At 55.5% G+C, this 17,049-nt stretch carries 19 protein-coding genes; 5 read left to right on the top strand and 14 right to left on the bottom strand.

What is annotated here, in order from left to right:
• Positions 1 to 105: 105 nt before the first annotated feature.
• The 7 genes from BLU05_RS22585 to BLU05_RS22560 form a co-directional block, all read right to left on the bottom strand.
• Complete coding sequence (locus BLU05_RS22585; protein ID WP_244518494.1) at positions 106 to 2,583, bottom strand: fimbria/pilus outer membrane usher protein; 2,478 nt, start codon at positions 2,581 to 2,583, stop codon at positions 106 to 108.
• Entirely contained in the window at positions 2,546 to 3,271 is a 726-nt protein-coding gene (locus BLU05_RS22580) for a fimbrial biogenesis chaperone (protein ID WP_091885161.1), read from the bottom strand. The genes BLU05_RS22585 and BLU05_RS22580 overlap by 38 nt, the downstream gene beginning before the upstream one ends.
• 24 nt (positions 3,272 to 3,295) lie before the next feature.
• On the bottom strand, positions 3,296 to 3,889 hold the full coding sequence (locus tag BLU05_RS22575) for a Csu type fimbrial protein (protein WP_091885160.1): 594 nt from the start codon (positions 3,887 to 3,889) through the stop codon (positions 3,296 to 3,298).
• A 331-nt stretch (positions 3,890 to 4,220) separates the two neighbouring features.
• Entirely contained in the window at positions 4,221 to 4,448 is a 228-nt protein-coding gene (locus tag BLU05_RS26325; RefSeq protein ID WP_091885158.1) for a hypothetical protein, read from the bottom strand.
• Positions 4,432 to 4,593, bottom strand: coding sequence for a hypothetical protein (locus tag BLU05_RS26320; protein ID WP_175540714.1), 162 nt, complete (start codon positions 4,591 to 4,593; stop codon positions 4,432 to 4,434). Before BLU05_RS26320 ends, BLU05_RS26325 begins: the two co-directional genes overlap by 17 nt.
• A gap of 24 nt (positions 4,594 to 4,617) precedes the next feature.
• The gene (locus tag BLU05_RS22565) at positions 4,618 to 5,367 is read right to left on the bottom strand and encodes a Csu type fimbrial protein (RefSeq protein WP_175540713.1); all 750 of its coding nucleotides are present in this window, start codon (positions 5,365 to 5,367) and stop codon (positions 4,618 to 4,620) included.
• A gap of 320 nt (positions 5,368 to 5,687) precedes the next feature.
• Positions 5,688 to 6,842 (bottom strand): DUF3095 domain-containing protein, encoded by a 1,155-nt coding sequence (locus BLU05_RS22560; RefSeq protein ID WP_091885155.1) that lies wholly within the window; start codon positions 6,840 to 6,842, stop codon positions 5,688 to 5,690.
• A gap of 456 nt (positions 6,843 to 7,298) precedes the next feature.
• Here BLU05_RS22560 and BLU05_RS22555 point away from each other — a divergent pair, with 456 nt between their 5' ends.
• Positions 7,299 to 8,093 carry a helix-turn-helix transcriptional regulator gene (locus BLU05_RS22555; RefSeq protein ID WP_091885153.1) on the top strand — a complete coding sequence of 265 codons (795 nt, stop codon included), beginning with the start codon at positions 7,299 to 7,301 and terminating at the stop codon, positions 8,091 to 8,093.
• 7 nt (positions 8,094 to 8,100) lie between these two features.
• On the opposite strand, the gene BLU05_RS22550 is transcribed toward BLU05_RS22555, so the two are convergent.
• The 7 genes from BLU05_RS22550 to motA are packed head-to-tail and all read right to left on the bottom strand — an operon-like array spanning position 8,101 to position 13,388.
• Positions 8,101 to 8,538: a hypothetical protein gene (locus BLU05_RS22550; RefSeq protein WP_091885151.1), complete on the bottom strand. Its 438-nt coding sequence runs from the start codon at positions 8,536 to 8,538 to the stop codon at positions 8,101 to 8,103.
• A gap of 29 nt (positions 8,539 to 8,567) precedes the next feature.
• Positions 8,568 to 9,632: an EscU/YscU/HrcU family type III secretion system export apparatus switch protein gene (locus BLU05_RS22545; protein WP_091885149.1), complete on the bottom strand. Its 1,065-nt coding sequence runs from the start codon at positions 9,630 to 9,632 to the stop codon at positions 8,568 to 8,570.
• Positions 9,633 to 9,652: 20 nt separating this feature from the next.
• Positions 9,653 to 10,681: a flagellar motor switch protein FliG gene (locus BLU05_RS22540; RefSeq protein ID WP_091885146.1), complete on the bottom strand. Its 1,029-nt coding sequence runs from the start codon at positions 10,679 to 10,681 to the stop codon at positions 9,653 to 9,655.
• Between the two features lie 50 nt (positions 10,682 to 10,731).
• Complete coding sequence (gene fliN / locus BLU05_RS22535; protein WP_091885144.1) at positions 10,732 to 11,085, bottom strand: flagellar motor switch protein FliN; 354 nt, start codon at positions 11,083 to 11,085, stop codon at positions 10,732 to 10,734.
• 23 nt (positions 11,086 to 11,108) lie between these two features.
• Positions 11,109 to 11,591 carry a BAB2_0123 family type IV secretion system effector gene (locus tag BLU05_RS22530; protein WP_091885142.1) on the bottom strand — a complete coding sequence of 161 codons (483 nt, stop codon included), beginning with the start codon at positions 11,589 to 11,591 and terminating at the stop codon, positions 11,109 to 11,111.
• The gene (locus BLU05_RS22525) at positions 11,572 to 12,507 is read right to left on the bottom strand and encodes a FliM/FliN family flagellar motor switch protein (RefSeq protein ID WP_091885140.1); all 936 of its coding nucleotides are present in this window, start codon (positions 12,505 to 12,507) and stop codon (positions 11,572 to 11,574) included. Before BLU05_RS22525 ends, BLU05_RS22530 begins: the two co-directional genes overlap by 20 nt.
• An 8-nt stretch (positions 12,508 to 12,515) precedes the next feature.
• Positions 12,516 to 13,388 (bottom strand): flagellar motor stator protein MotA, encoded by an 873-nt coding sequence (motA, locus tag BLU05_RS22520; protein WP_091885139.1) that lies wholly within the window; start codon positions 13,386 to 13,388, stop codon positions 12,516 to 12,518.
• Positions 13,389 to 13,551: 163 nt separating this feature from the next.
• Here motA and BLU05_RS22515 point away from each other — a divergent pair, with 163 nt between their 5' ends.
• From BLU05_RS22515 to BLU05_RS22500, 4 genes are read left to right on the top strand one after another with little or no spacing between them, the layout of a single operon-like run.
• Positions 13,552 to 14,331, top strand: a complete 780-nt coding sequence (locus tag BLU05_RS22515) for a DUF1217 domain-containing protein (RefSeq protein ID WP_091885136.1) — start codon at positions 13,552 to 13,554, stop codon at positions 14,329 to 14,331.
• Positions 14,328 to 15,053, top strand: a complete 726-nt coding sequence (flgF, locus tag BLU05_RS22510; RefSeq protein WP_091885133.1) for a flagellar basal-body rod protein FlgF — start codon at positions 14,328 to 14,330, stop codon at positions 15,051 to 15,053. The genes BLU05_RS22515 and flgF overlap by 4 nt, the downstream gene beginning before the upstream one ends.
• A 52-nt stretch (positions 15,054 to 15,105) precedes the next feature.
• Positions 15,106 to 16,452 (top strand): flagellar protein export ATPase FliI, encoded by a 1,347-nt coding sequence (gene fliI, locus BLU05_RS22505; protein WP_091885274.1) that lies wholly within the window; start codon positions 15,106 to 15,108, stop codon positions 16,450 to 16,452.
• Positions 16,449 to 17,018: a hypothetical protein gene (locus BLU05_RS22500; RefSeq protein ID WP_091885130.1), complete on the top strand. Its 570-nt coding sequence runs from the start codon at positions 16,449 to 16,451 to the stop codon at positions 17,016 to 17,018. Before fliI ends, BLU05_RS22500 begins: the two co-directional genes overlap by 4 nt.
• Positions 17,019 to 17,049 lie beyond the last annotated feature (31 nt).

The following is a 17,049-nucleotide window of genomic DNA, read 5'->3' as shown; positions in this document are numbered from 1 at the left end:
CTAATCTCATCGATTAAAAGGTGCGACGCGGAGGTTGCCGCGTGGTTACGGGGCATGTGGTCAAGAGAGACCCAATTATTCGGGAGGCTTCAGGAACACCCTGTCTTATCGGCATGGAACAGGACCAATCGTTGGTTGTGTGCCCGCTACCGATTCATAGTCAAAACTGGCGTGGCAGGTGCCCGCGGCTTCGGGCAAGGTCACGGTGAGGCTGTTGTGGTGCGAGAGGCCGGTGAGCCATGTCAGCCCCTCATAACCGGCAATTGTCGTCTGGTCGGTGCCATCAAGCTGAACCGCAGCGCCGAGTTTCAGCGGCTGGCCATCGGGTCCGGTCAGGCTGACGAGGGCGGCGTCTGTCTTCTTCACGCCAAAATCAACCACGGTGCCGGAGCGATCAGCCGGGACAACCACGACTTGCGTTGACTCCGGCTGCAGATCGAGGGGAAGATTGGTCGGGTCGATGGCGACAGTATTGTTATCATAGGATCTGAGATAGGGGACAAGCGCGCGGCCGTGCGAATTGGTGGTGCCGACGCGGCGGTTGTTGACGGAAACATCAACATCGGGGCCGCCAGCCTTGACCACGGCAAAAGCATCATCGATGCGGTTGGCGAAGAAGATATCGCCGCCTGCCGCAACAATCGAACCTTCGACGGTGCCGGTGATGCGGCCCTGATCGCCCGACTGGTCGAGCGAGCCGGAAAGATTGGCTGTTCGGGTGCGGTAACTGCCAGAGGCGGAGCGGCTGCCGGTGCCACCGGGTGTCTCATGATCATGCAGCGACCAGCCAACCGAACCTTCCGTTTGCGACGCCGATTTCGACAGGCTGGTGTCAATGCCGATGTGGTCACCGCTCCGCGAGAGATTGGCTGATGCGTGCATGTTATCACCCAGCGGAAAGGAAATGCCGCCATAAATGCCGGATTTGCTGCTGCTGCTCAAATCGGCATAGGCGGAGAGATAGACAGAGGCTTTATCAAACACGGTTCGCGACCAGGACGCGGTGAGAATGCTGGAATCGCCGTCCTTGCCAGCGCCGCCAATGCGGGAATAGCCAAGGCTGAGCGACGATGGATCAAAGCCGAGCGGAAAGGATATGCCGATCCGGTCGACTTCTCTGGCGCGGGAAGCCAGCGGCACATATGCGCTGCGGCTGCGATCAACCACGAGACTGACATCGTTGTAACTGCCAAACGAGCGATCCGCGCCCATATAGAAGGAATAGCCCCTGTGCGAGACCTGATAGAAGGCTGATGCCTTGCCACCGGTCTCGTCGCCATATTTGCTGCCGGAATAGGAGGCATTGATGGAGCCAAAGGGACCGAGACTGGTGACAAATCCAGCGCTGCCATTGATCAGGCCGCGCGTGCTTTCGCCATGACCTTCCAGCGTCAGCCAGTTGGTCAGGCCGTAACGCACGCTGGCGGAACCGGCGAGATGGCGATCATAACTGAAAGTGTCATTGCCATATCCGATGCGGGGGAAACCGAGTTCGGCTGAGAAATCGACATAGCCCGGACCCAGCATGCCGGGGGCGAAAAAATAGGATTGCTGCGTGACAACGTCCCGCCCAAGCGCATCCTTCATGACAATGCGGGCATCGCCGCCGCCGCCCATGACGGGAAGATTTGTCACATCGAAGGGACCGGCGGGGACTTCGCCGGAGAAGACTTTGATATTGTTCAGGTAAAGATCAAGCGTCGAGGGCACGGAGGATGTGCCCGACAGGCTGGGAACCGGGCTGGTGACCAGATCCCGGCGGAGGCTGAAATTGCGGTTGATCTGGATGCCGCCGAAGCGATAGGACGAGCCTGATGATGACGCGCTGGAGATGGAGTCGCCGACTTGATAGACCAGCGAATGTTTCGGGTCCGTGTAGCGCCAGTTGCTGTCGAGGCGGGTAAAGCCATTGTCGGGATGGTTGAAGGTGGTAAAGGCATTCATCCGGGCAAGGGCCGTATTGGTGAAGGTACCAAACGGCGTCAGTATCCGTGATTCAAACCTGCCGCTCAATGAGCCGGTATTGCGCTGCTTGTTCCAATGACGCCAAGGCGCGCCATAGGTGCCGTAAAGCGTATAGTTGAGCACTGAACCAAAATCAGAGCGAACCGCCGACAGGTCCACCGGACTGCGGCTGGACCCCACATCGACGCTGGCGGGCACGCGGGCATCATCAGGTGCGGTGAAGATAACGATTTGCCGGGGTTCGTCATAAATCCATGTGACTGGCCGCAGATTGTCGAGCGGGATCAACCCATCGGCACCGATGATGCCACGATCCGGTTTGATACCGGCAGCGCGCAAATCTTCCGGCTTCGCGGCGAGCTTGCCGCCGGGAAGCCTTTTGAATGTGACCAGTGCACCGGTTGGATAATCATTGACAGTGACGCCAAGCAGCAGGTCCTGACTGGGCTGCATTTTCTGGCCGGACAGTATGTCCTGACTGAGCAGAATATCCTGACTGGTAAGCGAGACATCCTGAGCCATAGCCTGTGTTTCACCAATCAACCCAACCGCGAGGATCATGCATGTGGCAAGATACGCCTTAGTGGCCTGTGACGGTCGCTGACTCGTTAACAGCATAATCATCTCCGCTCGCCGTGATGTTGACGCTGGTGCCGGACTGGATGCGACGTGCGCCGACCGGAGCGGTCCAGCGCATGGTGCTGCCGGGCAGGACATACCCGTTCAGACCATCGCCAAACGACAGCGGTCCCACGGATGATGCGACCTTCAGATTGGCAATTTTGGCGTGGCGGTTGCCTGTATTGGTGACCTCAAGCACAAGATTGCCTTTGTCGCGGCTGATATTCCAATGCAGCTCCGCGCTGGCGGACCGGGTGCCGAAGAACACCGGAATGGAATATTGCACGACAAAACCGACGCCTGTGTTCGACCGGCGAAGGTTCACCTCGGGAAGTTCGTCGATGAGCAGCCGGTATGCGCCCTCGCCAGCGGCAAGCGGTGCGCCGCCGTTGCGGGCAATCCTGATCGTATAGGCGGCGTCTGGCTGCAACGAGGCAGCAGGTGGACTGGCGACCACATCCTGAGCGGGAACCAATTGGTCCTTCCCGCCAATCTGGGTCCATTTGAACACGCGAACCTGCACGTTGACAGGGCGGCTACCCGTGTTGCGGAGATTGACGGACGAGGCTCGAGCTGGCGCAGTCAGGTCGACAGAGATGGGCGACACCTGTAGGGATGCCGCCCGCCCTTCCTGCGCGATTATCAACCCGGAGACGACCGCCAGAAACGCGAGATATGAGCGCATGGCGTTACATCCTTGGGAGAGAGGTTAGAAAACGACGCTGATGGCGACCGTGTCTTTATAGACGCCAGGTGCTGGCTTGGCTGCCGTCGACGCTGGAACACGGCCGTAGATCGTCAATGGCTGAGGTTCGTCGTCCTTCGCCGTTGTCACAGCCAAGGTATCCTTTGTCTTGTCGGTACCCCAAGGAACCGTGTCACCCGCACTACGATACAGATCATAGTGGATAAACGAGCCAGTGCCGCCGCCCATTCTGCGTGACGTGCCGTCATGGTACAGACCTTTACCGAGGGCGATATTGAATGCTGTCCCTCTGGTGCATGTGATCTGAATAGCACTGACATTTGTGCTTGTGTTCGTTTCAATCAATTTCGTCAGACTCATTCGGGAGCCGAAATCCAGCATGGCATTACCCACTTTGGTACTGTCAGCATTATTGACGATGCAGTCATTGGTGATCGTTAACTGAACATCCAAATTACCGGCCTTCGTTGGTGGTAGTGGCTCCTTCGTTGCTGTGTCGTTCTTCGTTGCTGCTGGGTCGGTCCCCGCATAAGCCGCCCCTGACCAGCCAATCGCAGCCGCGGCGAGGATCGGGATAATGATTTTCGTTCTGTTCATTGTCTCTTCTCTTTCAAAAATTGTTTGGTTCTCAATTGCTTCATATTGTTCAATGGATCGTACGGTCGGGGACCCGCTGTTTGGATGGTATTTTGTGAATGCTCACGGGTCCGGGGTTTTATGAGTCAAATATACCCGGAATGAAATCAGTAACATCACCTATAACTCTTTGAAATTGTAGGAAAATTTATCTTTTTCGTAAGACTTTAGAGTGACAAGCAAGAGTTTATTTCGGTTGGCTCATCTTGGGGTTGAGAGCAAAGACAATTGCAATCTTCATTGGGCGCAAAATGGCGCCTCGATTGGCTATAAAAGCGAATCACTTTCACCTCTAACGAAGGTGTGGCGGGCTGGATAAAGCTAGGGGAATGCTCAGGACAGCTTTGCCTTGAGATTGCTTGCGGCCATGGCATAGAAGCCCAAGCGCATCCTTCATGACAATGCGGGCATCGTCGCCACCGTCCATGAGGGGAAGATTTGTCACATCGAAGGGTGCGGCGGGGACTTCGCCCGAGAAAACTTTGATGCTGTTCAGGTAAAGATCAAGTGTCGAGGGCACGGATGACGTGCCCGACAGGCTGGGAACCGGAGGGTGACCAGATCGCGGCGGAGGCTGAAATTGCGGTTGATCCGGATGCCGCCCGCCCTTCCTGCGCGATTATCAACCCTGAGACGACCGCCAGACGCGCGAGATATGAGCGCATGGCGTTACGTCCTTGGGCGAGAGGTTAGAAAACGACGCTGATGGCGACCGTGTCTTTATAGACGCCAGGTGCTGGCTTGGTTGTCGACGCTGGAACACGGCCATAGATCGTCAATGGCTGAGGTTCGTCGTCCTTCACCGTTGTCACAGCCAAGGTATCTGTGCCCTTGGTTGTGCCCCAAGGAACCGTGTCACTCGCACTACGATACAGATCGTAGCTGATATAAGAGCCAGTGCCGCCACCCATTCTGCGTGACGTGCCGTCATGGTACAGACCTTTACCGAGGGCGATATTGAATGCTGTCCCTCTGGTGCATGTGATCTGAATAGCACTGACATTTGTACTCGTGTTCGTTTCAATCAATTTCGTCACACTCATTCGGGAGCCGAAATCCAGCATGGCATTACCCACTTTGGTACTGTCAGCATTATTGACGATGCAGTCATTGGTGATCGTTAGCTTAATATCCACACTACCGGCATGCGACGTGGTATCCTCATCAGGGTGATCCAACAAGATCGGCCCGTCGTCATACGCCCTGATCAGCCCCCATTCATCCTCGATATCGATCTTTTTATCGGCATTGGGCGTGGGCTTATCGATACTCGGTCCCGAGCCTGCTTTTGCACCACCTTTCTTTTCAATTTCATAACCATTGATGAATTTCCCCAAGAAACTCTGCTTAGATTTTGGTTTCGGGTCCGCATAAGCCGGTCCTGACCAGCCAATAGCCGCCGCGGTGAGGATCGAGATAATGATCTTTGTTCTGCTCAACGGGTCACTCCGCCAGTGACCACGCAGTTTGGATGGCATTTAATGATGCCCACGGGTCCAAGGCTTTATGAGTCAGATATAGGTGGAATCAAATCAGCAATGCCACCTATAAGGCTTTGAAATTGTACAAAATTTTGTATTTTCCGTAAGACTTTAGGGTAAGGAGAAGAGGCTAATCTCGTTTGGCGCATCCGAGGGTTGAGAGCACACAAAATTGCAATCTTCATTGCGCGCAAAATGACGGCGCGATTGGCTATCAAAAACGAATCACTTTCGCCTCTGACGCAAGTGTGGCGGGCGAGATAAAGCTACGGGAATACTCAGGACAGCTTTGCCTTGAGATTGCTTGCGGCCATGGCATAGCCGCCCGATGCGCCGTCGATGAAATGCACATGGTTGCGTGACATGGGCGTCGGCACAAAACAGGTCATCAATGCGGAATCCTGTTTGTGCAGGCCAAAACGCGCGATGCCCGATTGCGCGGCTTTCTCCAGAAGCGTTTCAATGCGCTGTAATCTTGCAGCATCAATATCGATGGTCATTTTCAGGCCATCGTCGAATTTGCGGAAATCCGAATTCTGCGCCACGTCGCGCTTATATTGTCTGGGATCAAAATTCCCGAATGTCAGGCCGAGCCGGTCAAGGCTTACGGTGAGGGCGATCTGGGCGAGGATTGCAATCTTGCGCAGGAAGCGCTTTCCCTTGGGGGCGGTGGCGCGTGCTTCAGTTTCAAGACCGCTTGTATTGAACGCGATGGGCGGTCCTTCTTCCGGCAGCGGGTGGGAACCGCGACTTTGTTCCGCAGCAATGGCAATAATTTCTGCCACAAGGCGCTGGAACGGCGCGGTTGCGCCCGCATCGCCCGGAATGGCAATAATCGACAGGATTTCGCCGTTACGCGCCTGAATTGGGTTCCAGCGGCAGGAGAGGCCAGTCAGATCAGGCCGGGCGCCTGATGGGGCCGCTTCGACGGCATATTTGCCGGCTTTCATTTGCGCTTCGGCCCAGCTGCTGCCACCGCCTGTAAACATGGCGTAGAAGACATCTGTACTGGCGCTGAAGCGCGCAACGCGCACCTCAAGCCCCTGGGCTTTGATGTCAGTCATCGGCACAAGCGCTGTGCGCAAAGTCAGCTGCAGATCATCCTTCACCCAGGCCTGGACGGAGGCGAGGGCCTGACGTGCCTGCCCAGCGGCGGAAGCGGGAATTGCCACCAGCGCGCCATCGCCGCCGAAAACAAAGGGGTAATCCCTTTTGCCCAGTGCATTGAGCAGGGCAGAGATGACACTGGCGCCAGCCATGTTCACCGCCTTGTAGCGCCCTTCTTCGATAGCCTTGGTCGAGCCGACAATATCCGCGACAGCCAGCAGCCAGTCATCGGGAAGCGGCTTATAATTATGCGCATCCGCTACGCCTTCGAACTCAACGAAGACCGGAAGTGTATCAAAGAAGCCGTCGTTTGAATTGGCACCCATGCAAAGGAATTAGCACATTGCCCCGATTGAGGCGACGGGAGAGTGAATAAGCCTCACAGGAACGTGTGCATGAGAGGTCATGCGCGCGCAGGTTGTGTTCCCACGCGGAGCGATCTCTGCGACTCACAGGTGTGACTGGTTTCTGAGGTAAAATGACCGAAATTTGAATTAATTTACTTTGAGCAGCGATGTTTAGCGCGCAATTTGTTGCTGTTGATGGGGGTAATCACAGATTGCGGGCAGGATTGAGCCTCGATGGGACAACTAAAAATTGTTTTTTTCAGCAAATATGTGAAAAAGTGCAAATACAATTGTTCATGATCTTGTCTGACCGCCAGTCTCGTGCGAGCATGAACACGCTGTTTAATTCGCTGTAATTAAAAGCTATCTGAAATCCAGAAGAATACCGTTGCGCAAGCCAGCAATCTGCAGGCAAAGAGGAATGACTTGTATCCGATGTCGCTCGAACTGGCTCATTTTCCCGATTTCCAAAAAGGTTTGTTCAAGGACGCAGTCGCTACGGACACGCTTGCGATGCTTCTTGAGGTCAAGCAGCAGATTGGCTGCCGCTATATTACCCATGTCGGTCATTCCGAGCCACGGCCGGGCAGTGATGTGGTTGATGAGAATGTACCGCTTCTCATGACCTATCCGATCAGCTGGTTGCTGCGCTATTTTGCCAAGGACTTTCTCAAGATCGATCCTATCATGCAGGGTATGAGCCTGTTTCAGCCGCGCGCCGATGCACCGGGCACAATCCGCAATCTGACCGCCGATACAACCTTGCCGCTGCCCGTAAGGCGCTATTTCAAGGATGCCGAACGGCGCGGGCTGGGCAATCTCCATCTGGCCATCTGTGCGACAAATGCTTTCGGGTTTCGCGGGATCACGCTCCTGACCTTTGACGTGGAAGAGGCAGAGCAGGCCTCATTCATCGATCGCAAGCGCAAGCAATTGGCTGCGGCGTCGGCGCGCATTCACAATGCGCTGCACGGCACGCGTAATCCATCGCTGGCGGCGATCATCGCCAACCTTTTGACCAGGCGTGAGATTGACTGTCTGTTCTGGGCGGCAAACGGCAAGACCGATGGCGAGATCGGTGAGATTCTCAATATCGCGCGTTGGACGGTGGTAACCTATCTGCAGAACGCCAAGAACAAGCTTGGTTGCTCCAACAGGACGTCGACCGTGGCAACGGCGCTTGCCCTTGGCGTCATCGATATACCGACAGTTGCCAAAGCCTATCTTTAAGCGACTGCTATGCCTGTGCCGAGGCTGATAGCTGCGGCAGGCGTGCGTTTTCAAATGCTTGGGCCAGCAATGCCGTATTCTGTGCAGGGGTATGGCCCGTTTCGGCAAATCGCACATGGTGCAGGTCGATATCAGCGCTTTCGGAAGACAGCGTCAGCCGGAAGTAGGCATTGACCCCCATATTGCTGAATTCAAGGTCGAGCATCACGCGCGGTGGCGCATCCCAGTCCAGCGCATATTCTCCGCCAAGACCAAACGTCAGCGTATCCGGATAGAATGTCAGCTCCGTCGCCGAGTTGACAATATCAGCAATGTTGCCGAACAGCTCACATCGTATAAAGGCAATATAGTCAGCAACATCGACAAGACGAAGGTCATCAATGACCTCCGTCAGATGTCTTGAAATGATATCGACCCGGGCAACCGAATATTGCGTTCTCTTCATCTGCTGCTTATCCGATTGGAAACGAATTTTTATTTACGACGTACATTAACAAATTGGATCAATTCTGCCACTGCTTTGTAAAACTCCGGTGCAATTGCATTGTTAACTTGTACTTGCTTGTACAATGCACGCGCTAGTTGCACATTCTCGAAAACCGGTATGTCATTGGCTTCCGCGATCTCCCTGATCTTCAAAGCAATCAGATCCTGCCCCTTGGCGACAACAATAGGGGCTGGATCTTTCGCCGGACTGTAGCGCAGAGCAATGGAGAAGTGTGTCGGATTTGCGACGATCAGCGTGGCTGTTGGAACCGATGCAATCATACGCTGGCGCGCCCGGTCGCGACCGAGTGACCGCAGCCGCGCTTTGAGCAGCGGATCACCTTCGGCCTGTTTGTGCTCGTCCTTGATTTCCTGCTTGGTCATGCGCAGTTCATTGCGCCAGTGAATGCGCGACCAGGCAAGATCGAAGGCTGCAAGCGCGGTGACGGCAATAGTCACAGAAGCCAGAAGGTGGGTGATATTGGAGCGGATAAGTTCCGGCAGCTGGCTTGGTTCGGTGATGATGGTATCGACAAAGAAATGGCTGCTGCGAAAGAACATCATGAAAACGATGATGCTGGCCGCCGCGAATTTAAACACCGACTTCAGGAACTCCACCCGCCCGGCAGCGCCGAAAATACGTGACCAGCCTTTCACAATCGATACGCGTGAGAACTGCGGCTGGATACGGTCAAAGACCAGTCGCGGTGCATTCTGCAAAACCGATGCGAGAATGCCGGCTGTGGGAATGATGATGAACACAGGGAGCAGGGCAGCGCCAACAGCTATGCCGACAATGCTGAACAATTGCCGGGCATCCTGCGCGCTGTTCAGGAGCCATTCTTCCGGTTTGTCGAGAAGCGCCGAGAGGAATGAAACCAGTTTGGAGCCGCTTGGAACGGCAACGAAGACCATGATGACGAGGAAGGCGACGATGGAAGCAAGGATGGGCGCCTCGCGCGAAACGGGAAGATTACCCTTCTCGACCGCATCACTGATTTTCTTCTCAGTTGCTTCCTCGGTTTTGCTCTCTTTGTCAGTATCGTCTGACATGGTTTAGCAGAACCCTTGGATCATGTTTCGGATTCTTGCGGTTCAAGCTTGATATCGCCGCGTTCGGCAAGGGCGATTGCCGTGCGGGCAATGGAGCGGCGCGCTTCGGTGACGGTATTGGCATTGATATTCGTCTGGCTGGACAATTCAGTCTCAACCATGCGGCGACCACGCGTCGACAGCGATTGGAGTATGAGTTCCTGCAGACGCGGCTCACAGCCATGCAATGCGGAGGTGACGACATCCGTCTGGATTTCATCAAACAGGATGAGCCGCGCGCGCTGCGAGATGCGGACGATATCTTCGAACGTAAAGAGCTTGGCCTTGATCTTGGCAAGGTCTTCGGCACCAAGTTCGGTGAGGCCCGCCAGCAATTCGTCGATCTCTGACTTTTCGAGCTGGTTGATGATATTGGCAATGGTGCCGTGATGGCTCTTTTCCGAGCCCGCATTGTCCTTGCCGGTGATTTCGCGCTGCAGGACAGCTTCGAGCATGGCAATCGTCGACGGGCCAACCTTACGGATATGCAGGGTACGCTGGATGATCGCCCCGCGCTCCTGCGGGCCAAAACTGATCAGCAGCCGTGCGGCAATGTCGGAGGGAAGCCGTGAAATCACATAGGCGGTGACCTGCGGGTGCTGCGTCGACAGGTAAGTCTGCAGGACATCGAGTGAAATGCGGGGTAGAATGTCCCAAACGGATTCCTGTGTCAGCAACTCCGGACGGCGGTTTTCGATGACCGCGCTCGCCTCTTCGGCTGAAAGCGTCTCGCGCAACAATCCTTCGAAGCGCATTCCGGCTTCGGAGACGGGGGCACCATCGGCAAAGGCGTTTTCGAATTCCTTGACCAGTTCTTCAAAATCACCCGGTGTAATCGGCTCGAGCTTGCGTGCATGACCGGCAAGCGAGCGCAGATCATCCGCATTGAAATGTTTGAGAAGCCGCGATGCGGAAGGCCGCCCGATTGCCACAAGCAATGCTGCAACCTTTTCCGGGCCGGAGAGGTCCTGAATGGCGCTTTCGCTCTGTGGTGTATCTTGATCGCTCATGCGGTCTGGCTTCTCTCATGCTTTAAAAGGGAAGGCGAAAGTTTGGGGTTTTAGCTGCCGCTGCCGATCACTTCGGTCAGGCTGACACCGAAGCGTGACGAGTCATCTTCAAGCACAATCACTTCACCGCGGGCAATCACCCGGCCATTGACCACGATATCAACTGGATCGCCGATCTGCTTGTCGAGCGTCACGACAGCGCCGCGACCAAGCTTCATCAGATTGGCCACAGGCATGGACGTGCTGCCGAGAACAACCTGCACATCGACGGGAATGCCCATGATGAGATCAATATTGGGCTTTGATCCCGCAGGCTTGCGGTTCGGCTGCGGTTCATCGCGCTTGAGATCTTCAATTGCCTCGTTAAGCTCGTCTTCAATGGAATTCTTGTCGGAAATGGTCATGGGTGAATCCGGTTCAAACGGGGTTAAAGGACGGCATTTGCCACATCAGCACTGCGAACAATGCGATTGACGAAGACAGGCAGAGTTTTAGCTGGTGCGGCCGGTGTGCTGCGCGCTTCGACGGGAGCCGTTGGTGCTGGCTGCGCAACAAATGCAGGCGTAGCTGTCCGCTGGATGGCATCAACGGTTGGAAAAGGATGCACATTGTTCTTGAAGTCGTTCTTGACCCGCTCGACCAGATGAATGGCGCGGGTCATCTCCGAACGGGCACGATCGGAATCCTTGAGCTTGGCTTCAAGACGAACGCTTTCGTCACGGCATGTTTCGCGCTCATTCTGCAGGAAGAGCAGCGCCTGCTCGAGGCTCCTGGCTGAGCCCGCCACCTGCTGCGCCATGGCGTGGCTCATCGCCGTCAAACGGTTGGCCTTGCGCAAAGCCACGAAGAAAACCGCGAGCCCCGTTGCTATCAGGGCAGCAGAAATGAGATTAGCCAGCAGCAAGCTCATCGAGCAGGTCCTCTTCTTCATTGATCGGATCGGTAATACGCACCGTGAACGCAGTGCCGGTTTTGCCGAGACGGCATTTGTACAGCGCCTGTTTGCCACTGCGCAGACGCACCTGATTGATCGCGTCTTTCGGCAGTTGCAGGATCTGGCCGGGTTTCAACAGAGCAATCTGCTCTAGCGTCATTGAGCCCTGCTGAATAAAGGCCTCGATGTCAATATGTGCCCGGCTGACTTCAAGGCGCAGCTTCTTCGCCCATGTGGGGTCGGAATGGTGTGCCGGTTGTTGTAGCATCCGCGCAATCGCATCCTGCATGGGGCGGAAGCTTGAACGCGGCATCATGATGATGATCTGGCCGCTATGACCGCCCACCTTGAGCAGCATGGTGCAGCAGATCATGCGCGTATCGTTGACGGTTGCCGTGGAAAAATGCGCAGCTTCCGTCAACTCAGCGATCTGGAACAGCGCTTCACCGCCGCTTGAGAACATGTGATCCAGCGATGAGGTTACATCGGAGAAGATTTGCCGGGCCACACCAAGATCAACAGATGTCATTGGCCGGTGCGGCGGGTTATCCTGGCTCGCGCCGGAGCCGAACAGTGCATCGATGCCACAATCGACGAAAGCGCGATCTGCTGCCAGCAGCAATCTTGATCCCCATTTGACAACCTGCACGGTTCCAATCAGGCCGGAGCGCAGCAATGTGCTTGATATGGCATCCTTCTCAATGGACTCCATGCGCACGAACTCAGCCGAAATGGCCACATCGGTCTGGCTGGCTATTTTGCCGGCAAAAGTCGTCGCGAGATCGCGAAAGACAGTTTCGAGCGATTTAAGATCGTCAACCGACATGCCCGCAGCCCGCAGGATGCTTTCTGCCAGCACATCAGGTCTTTTCTGTTCTGCTTCGACGTCCATTATTCAGCCTATGCCGCTTGCTGTAGCGGGACGGTGGAGATCGTTTCCTGCTCGACCACATCGATGGATGGGCGATCATAGGCCGAAATTGTCTTGCGGCCATATTCAAGTGCGATCTGCGGCAATGCGCCATTCATATAGGCGAGCAGCGTCTGTTTGACGATCATATAGAGGCGGTTCTGCTTTTCGCGCGTTGTCTTGATTTTGGTGGCAATCGGCCCGACCACGCCATAGGAAAGAAAGATACCGGCAAAGGTGCCAACCAATGCAGCGCCAATCAGATGGCCCAGCACCTCCGGGGATTCATTCAGCGCGCCCATGGCCTTGATCACACCGAGCACAGCCGCAACGATGCCAAGGGCAGGGAGCGCTTCGGAAATACTGACCATCGCGTGATAGGGCTTGAGCTTGTCACGGGAAATCGTGTGGATTTCTTCGTCCATCAGCGCTTCGATCTCATGCGAGCGCGCATTGCCGATGATGATCAGGCGGCAGTAATCGCAAATGAACTGGGTAAGGTCGTGGTTTTTGAGGACGCTTGGAAAGGCCTGAAAGATCAATGATTCATTGGGATTGTCGATGTGGACTTCCACCTCATTGCGCGATTTCGCGCGTAATTCGCGCATCAGTGCATAGAGAACGCCAAGTACATCGAGATAATCGCGTTGTTTCGGCACCTTGTTGGTGAAGGCTTCCATACAGGCGCGGCCCGTGTCCTTGACCGCTGAAAACGGATTGGCAACGAGGAAAGTACCGAGTGCGGAACCGCCGATAATGACGAATTCCCATGGCTGCATGAGGACGCTGACGTGCCCGCCCATGGCAATGAAGCCGCCAAGGAGACACCCCATCGTTACTACAAGTCCAACAAGGATACCCAAAGCACTCTCCTGCAAATATTGCCAGCAATGGAGCACTATCAAGTCCGGCTTGCGTGAACCTTGCAGGCGGTGACAGGTTCACGATTGATCAGAAACAGGCGGACAGCTTCAGGCAAGCTTGATTTGGCACAGATAAGGGAGAAGCTTTGGGAGTGCCGGTGCAATGATCAATACCATGACCAGCTACAAATTGATCTCGTCAGATTTGACGCGTTCGCTGACGCGCGTGGCCAAGGAGCCTGCGGTTCAGCGTGATACGGATTATTATCTGAAGAACATCGGCAAGGTGAAAACCATCGACGATTTCATGAAGGATGATCGTCTGTATAAATATGCCATGAAAGCCATGGGCCTTGAGGACATGAATTTCGCCAAGGCTTTTATTCGCAAAGTTCTGACTGAGGGTACAGGCAAGGACAGCTTTGCCAGCAAGCTGACCGACAAACGCTATCTCGAGTTTGCGACGACCTTTGATTTCGCCAAGCTTGGTGACAAGGCAACGAGCCAACCCGCTGTGCTCAAGCCTGTTACGGACAAATATGCGCGTCAGACTTTGGAGAAGGAAGCGGGTCAGGACAATGAAGGCGTGCGGCTTGCACTGTATTTTGCGCGGAAAGCTCCAACGATTACCAATGCTTATGAAATCCTCGGCGATAAGGCGCTGCTGAAGGTTTTCCAGACAACGTTCTCCATCCCGGCGCAAACATCCAATATGGACATCGACCGGCAGGCCAAGATGGTTGAGGACAAGCTTGATCTGAAATCGCTCAAAGACCCGGCGAAACTTGAGAAATTCCTCACCCGTTTTACTGCCATGTATGAAATGAACAATCCTTCGACGGCAACCAGTATCCCGTCCATGCTTATTGGAGGTGATATGACGGTCGGCATCTCGCAGAGCATTCTGACAACCCTGCAATCGTTCAAGCTTGGCGGTCGCTGATGGAAAACTCGATCTATGTCGGCCTGTCGTCGCAGATATCGCTGGAACGCCGCCTTGATGCGCTGGCGCATAATGTTGCCAACATGTCGACACCGGGTTTTCGCGCCACGGGCATGAAGTTTGAAACGATGGTCTCGAAGGCTGCGGAGGATTCAAGCTTCGTTTCTGCTGGCCAGAGTTACATCAAGACTGAAGCTGGCCCGATAACCCAGACCGGCAATCCGCTTGATATGGCGGCAAAGGGTGATGTCTGGTTCTCCATGCAAACACCGGCCGGACAGGTCTATACCCGTGACGGGCGTATGCAGATGTCGACGACAGGCGAGCTTCTGTCCGTCAAGGGCTATCCCATTCTTGATGCGGGCGGGCAGCCGCTGGTGATTGATCCGAATGGCGGTCCGCCGGAGATTTCCGCTGACGGCGCAGTCTATCAGAACAAGCGCCAACTCGGTTCGATCGGCCTGTTCACCATCAACCCCAATGCCAAATTGACCTATTTTGACAATTCCGCAGTTATTCCAAGTGTTGCGGCACAGCCGGTGCTCGACAATCCACATGCGGGTGTCATTCAGGGCGCCATTGAGGGGTCGAACGTCGATGCAATTGGCGAAATGACCCGGCTGATGAGCGTCACCCGCGCCTTCGAGCGGGTGGATGCGTTGCTGCGTGGCAATGAGGGCACATTCTCCGAGGCCATCAAGACGCTCGGATCGAAAAGCTGATGCCTGAGCGGGCCGGATAAGCATGCAGGACCTTGAAACAGCCTTACCAACAATGAGCAGCGGGACGGGAAGTCTCGAGGCGCTGGCCCGGCTTGTTTCGCAGGTCACCACATCTCCGGCTCCCGTTGCCATTGGCGGCTATGTCAATGAGGTCTCACGTTCGGCCATCGGTGTGCGCGGTATTTCCGAACGCGCCCAGCTGGGGGACATGGTCACTATCCGCAGCGATAATCAATTGTACCCCGCAGAGGTGGTGCGGATCGGACAGACGCAGGTCCTCGTCAAACCTTTCGATGACCGGATCATGCCGTCGCTTGGAACACCGGTTTTTCCCGAGGGACCGTTCCGTATTGCCCCCGCGCCCGATTGGAAGGGCAGGGTCATCAACGCGCTTGGCCTTCCACTTGACGATAAGGGATTGCTGACATCAGGCGATGATCCCAAGCCCGTCGATTGCGCGGCGCCGCTTGCGATGAACCGCAGCCGTGTGGAAACAGGTCTGCGCACTGGTGTGAACGTCGTTGATGTGTTTGCGCCCATGTGTTTTGGCCAGCGCATGGGCGTCTTTGCGGGATCGGGCGTTGGTAAATCCACGCTGCTTGCCATGATGACCAAGGCGACGGATTTTGACACCGTTGTGCTGGCTTTGACCGGAGAGCGCGGCCGCGAAGTGCGTGACATGCTTGAAGACACGATGGCTGGCAAGCTTGGCAAGACCATTACTGTTGTATCGACAGGCGATGAAAGCCCGATGATGCGGCGGCTCGCACCCAACACAGCAACAGCGATTGCCGAATATTTCCGCGATCGCGGTGACAATGTTCTTCTCATCGTTGATTCCATCACCCGCTTTGCCCATGCGGCGCGCGAAATCGCCATTGCAGCGGGTGAACCGCCGGTTTCGCGCGGCTATCCACCCAGTGTATTCAGCCAGTTGCCGCGCCTGCTCGAGCGTGCAGGCCCCGGATCATCCAATGGCGGAACAATCACCGGTATTTATGCGGTTCTTGTTGATGGCGATGATCACAATGATCCGGTGTCCGATGCCATTCGCGGCACGCTGGACGGGCATATTGTGCTTGACCGCTCCATTGCTGCACAGGGCCGTTTCCCGGCCATGGACATTCTCGGCTCCATTTCGCGTTTGGCCCAGCACAATTGGTCGCCCGAACAGGGGAAGCTTGTCGCCAGTATGCGCGGACTGATCGCCCGTTTCGAGGAAACCCGTGATTTGCGCATGATCGGTGCCTATCAGGCGGGAAGCGATCCTTTGCTCGATCAGGCCGTCAATCTGGTTCCACGCATTTACGACGCTATGCAGCAGACACCGGCCACGCCGCTTTCGATGGATCCCTATAGCGATCTCGCCGCAGCGCTTCGGCCAAAGGAGGGGGCATGACAAAACAAAAACCCATAGACGCATCGCCGGCAAATGACGCGGCAGAAGTGCAGCCACGCCAGCGCGACAAGCGCTTTGATGGCTATATCAAGGGTGCGGGCTTTGTCCTTGCCACCATCTGCGCCATCCTGCCGTTTGTCATGTATTACGATATTCTGGAAGCGCGGCCGAAGCCTGAACCAACCGGCAAAACCGTGCGCGATCCGCTCGACCGGACCAACCAGAAGGTCGTGCGCAAGAACAATGGCACCGAGGCTTCGCTGTCCAAGACAAGAGATGGTGCGCTTGATCCGATGATCACCGCAACCACATCCGCTTTGACAGGCGACCGGCTTGCCGGGATCAACGCTGCCAGCAAACAACCTTTTCCCGATAAACCGGTGTTTCTGGTGCGCGAAGTGGTGGGCGGTCTGGTGATGATCGAAGACAATACCGGGTACTGGTTTGTTGAAAAAGGATCGCCTCTGCCGGATGGAAGCACGCTTGTAGCCATTGAACGGGGCACGTCATCAGGTTCGTGGCAGATCAAGACATCCGACGGTGAAGTGATCAGCCGCACGAACTGAGCAAATGACTCATTGCGCGGTCAGAAGTTCC

The organism is Phyllobacterium sp. OV277 (genome assembly GCF_900104355.1).
In the GTDB taxonomy this organism is placed as follows: domain Bacteria; phylum Pseudomonadota; class Alphaproteobacteria; order Rhizobiales; family Rhizobiaceae; genus Phyllobacterium.
The sequence above is the reverse complement of the archived record's forward strand: the minus strand, read 5'-3'. Positions and strand labels throughout refer to the sequence as shown.

Coding starts and splice junctions, on each gene's coding strand:
- BLU05_RS22585 (WP_244518494.1), bottom strand. CDS start 2,583: ATGCTGTTAACGAGTCAGCGACCGTCACAGGCCACTAAGGCGTATCTT.
- BLU05_RS22580 (WP_091885161.1), bottom strand. CDS start 3,271: ATGCGCTCATATCTCGCGTTTCTGGCGGTCGTCTCCGGGTTGATAATC.
- BLU05_RS22575 (WP_091885160.1), bottom strand. CDS start 3,889: ATGAACAGAACGAAAATCATTATCCCGATCCTCGCCGCGGCTGCGATT.
- BLU05_RS26320 (WP_175540714.1), bottom strand. CDS start 4,593: ATGCGCTCATATCTCGCGCGTCTGGCGGTCGTCTCAGGGTTGATAATC.
- BLU05_RS22560 (WP_091885155.1), bottom strand. CDS start 6,842: ATGGGTGCCAATTCAAACGACGGCTTCTTTGATACACTTCCGGTCTTC.
- BLU05_RS22555 (WP_091885153.1), top strand. CDS start 7,299: ATGTCGCTCGAACTGGCTCATTTTCCCGATTTCCAAAAAGGTTTGTTC.
- BLU05_RS22550 (WP_091885151.1), bottom strand. CDS start 8,538: ATGAAGAGAACGCAATATTCGGTTGCCCGGGTCGATATCATTTCAAGA.
- BLU05_RS22545 (WP_091885149.1), bottom strand. CDS start 9,632: ATGTCAGACGATACTGACAAAGAGAGCAAAACCGAGGAAGCAACTGAG.
- BLU05_RS22540 (WP_091885146.1), bottom strand. CDS start 10,681: ATGAGCGATCAAGATACACCACAGAGCGAAAGCGCCATTCAGGACCTC.
- fliN (WP_091885144.1), bottom strand. CDS start 11,085: ATGACCATTTCCGACAAGAATTCCATTGAAGACGAGCTTAACGAGGCA.
- BLU05_RS22530 (WP_091885142.1), bottom strand. CDS start 11,591: ATGAGCTTGCTGCTGGCTAATCTCATTTCTGCTGCCCTGATAGCAACG.
- BLU05_RS22525 (WP_091885140.1), bottom strand. CDS start 12,507: ATGGACGTCGAAGCAGAACAGAAAAGACCTGATGTGCTGGCAGAAAGC.
- BLU05_RS22515 (WP_091885136.1), top strand. CDS start 13,552: ATGATCAATACCATGACCAGCTACAAATTGATCTCGTCAGATTTGACG.
- fliI (WP_091885274.1), top strand. CDS start 15,106: ATGAGCAGCGGGACGGGAAGTCTCGAGGCGCTGGCCCGGCTTGTTTCG.
- BLU05_RS22500 (WP_091885130.1), top strand. CDS start 16,449: ATGACAAAACAAAAACCCATAGACGCATCGCCGGCAAATGACGCGGCA.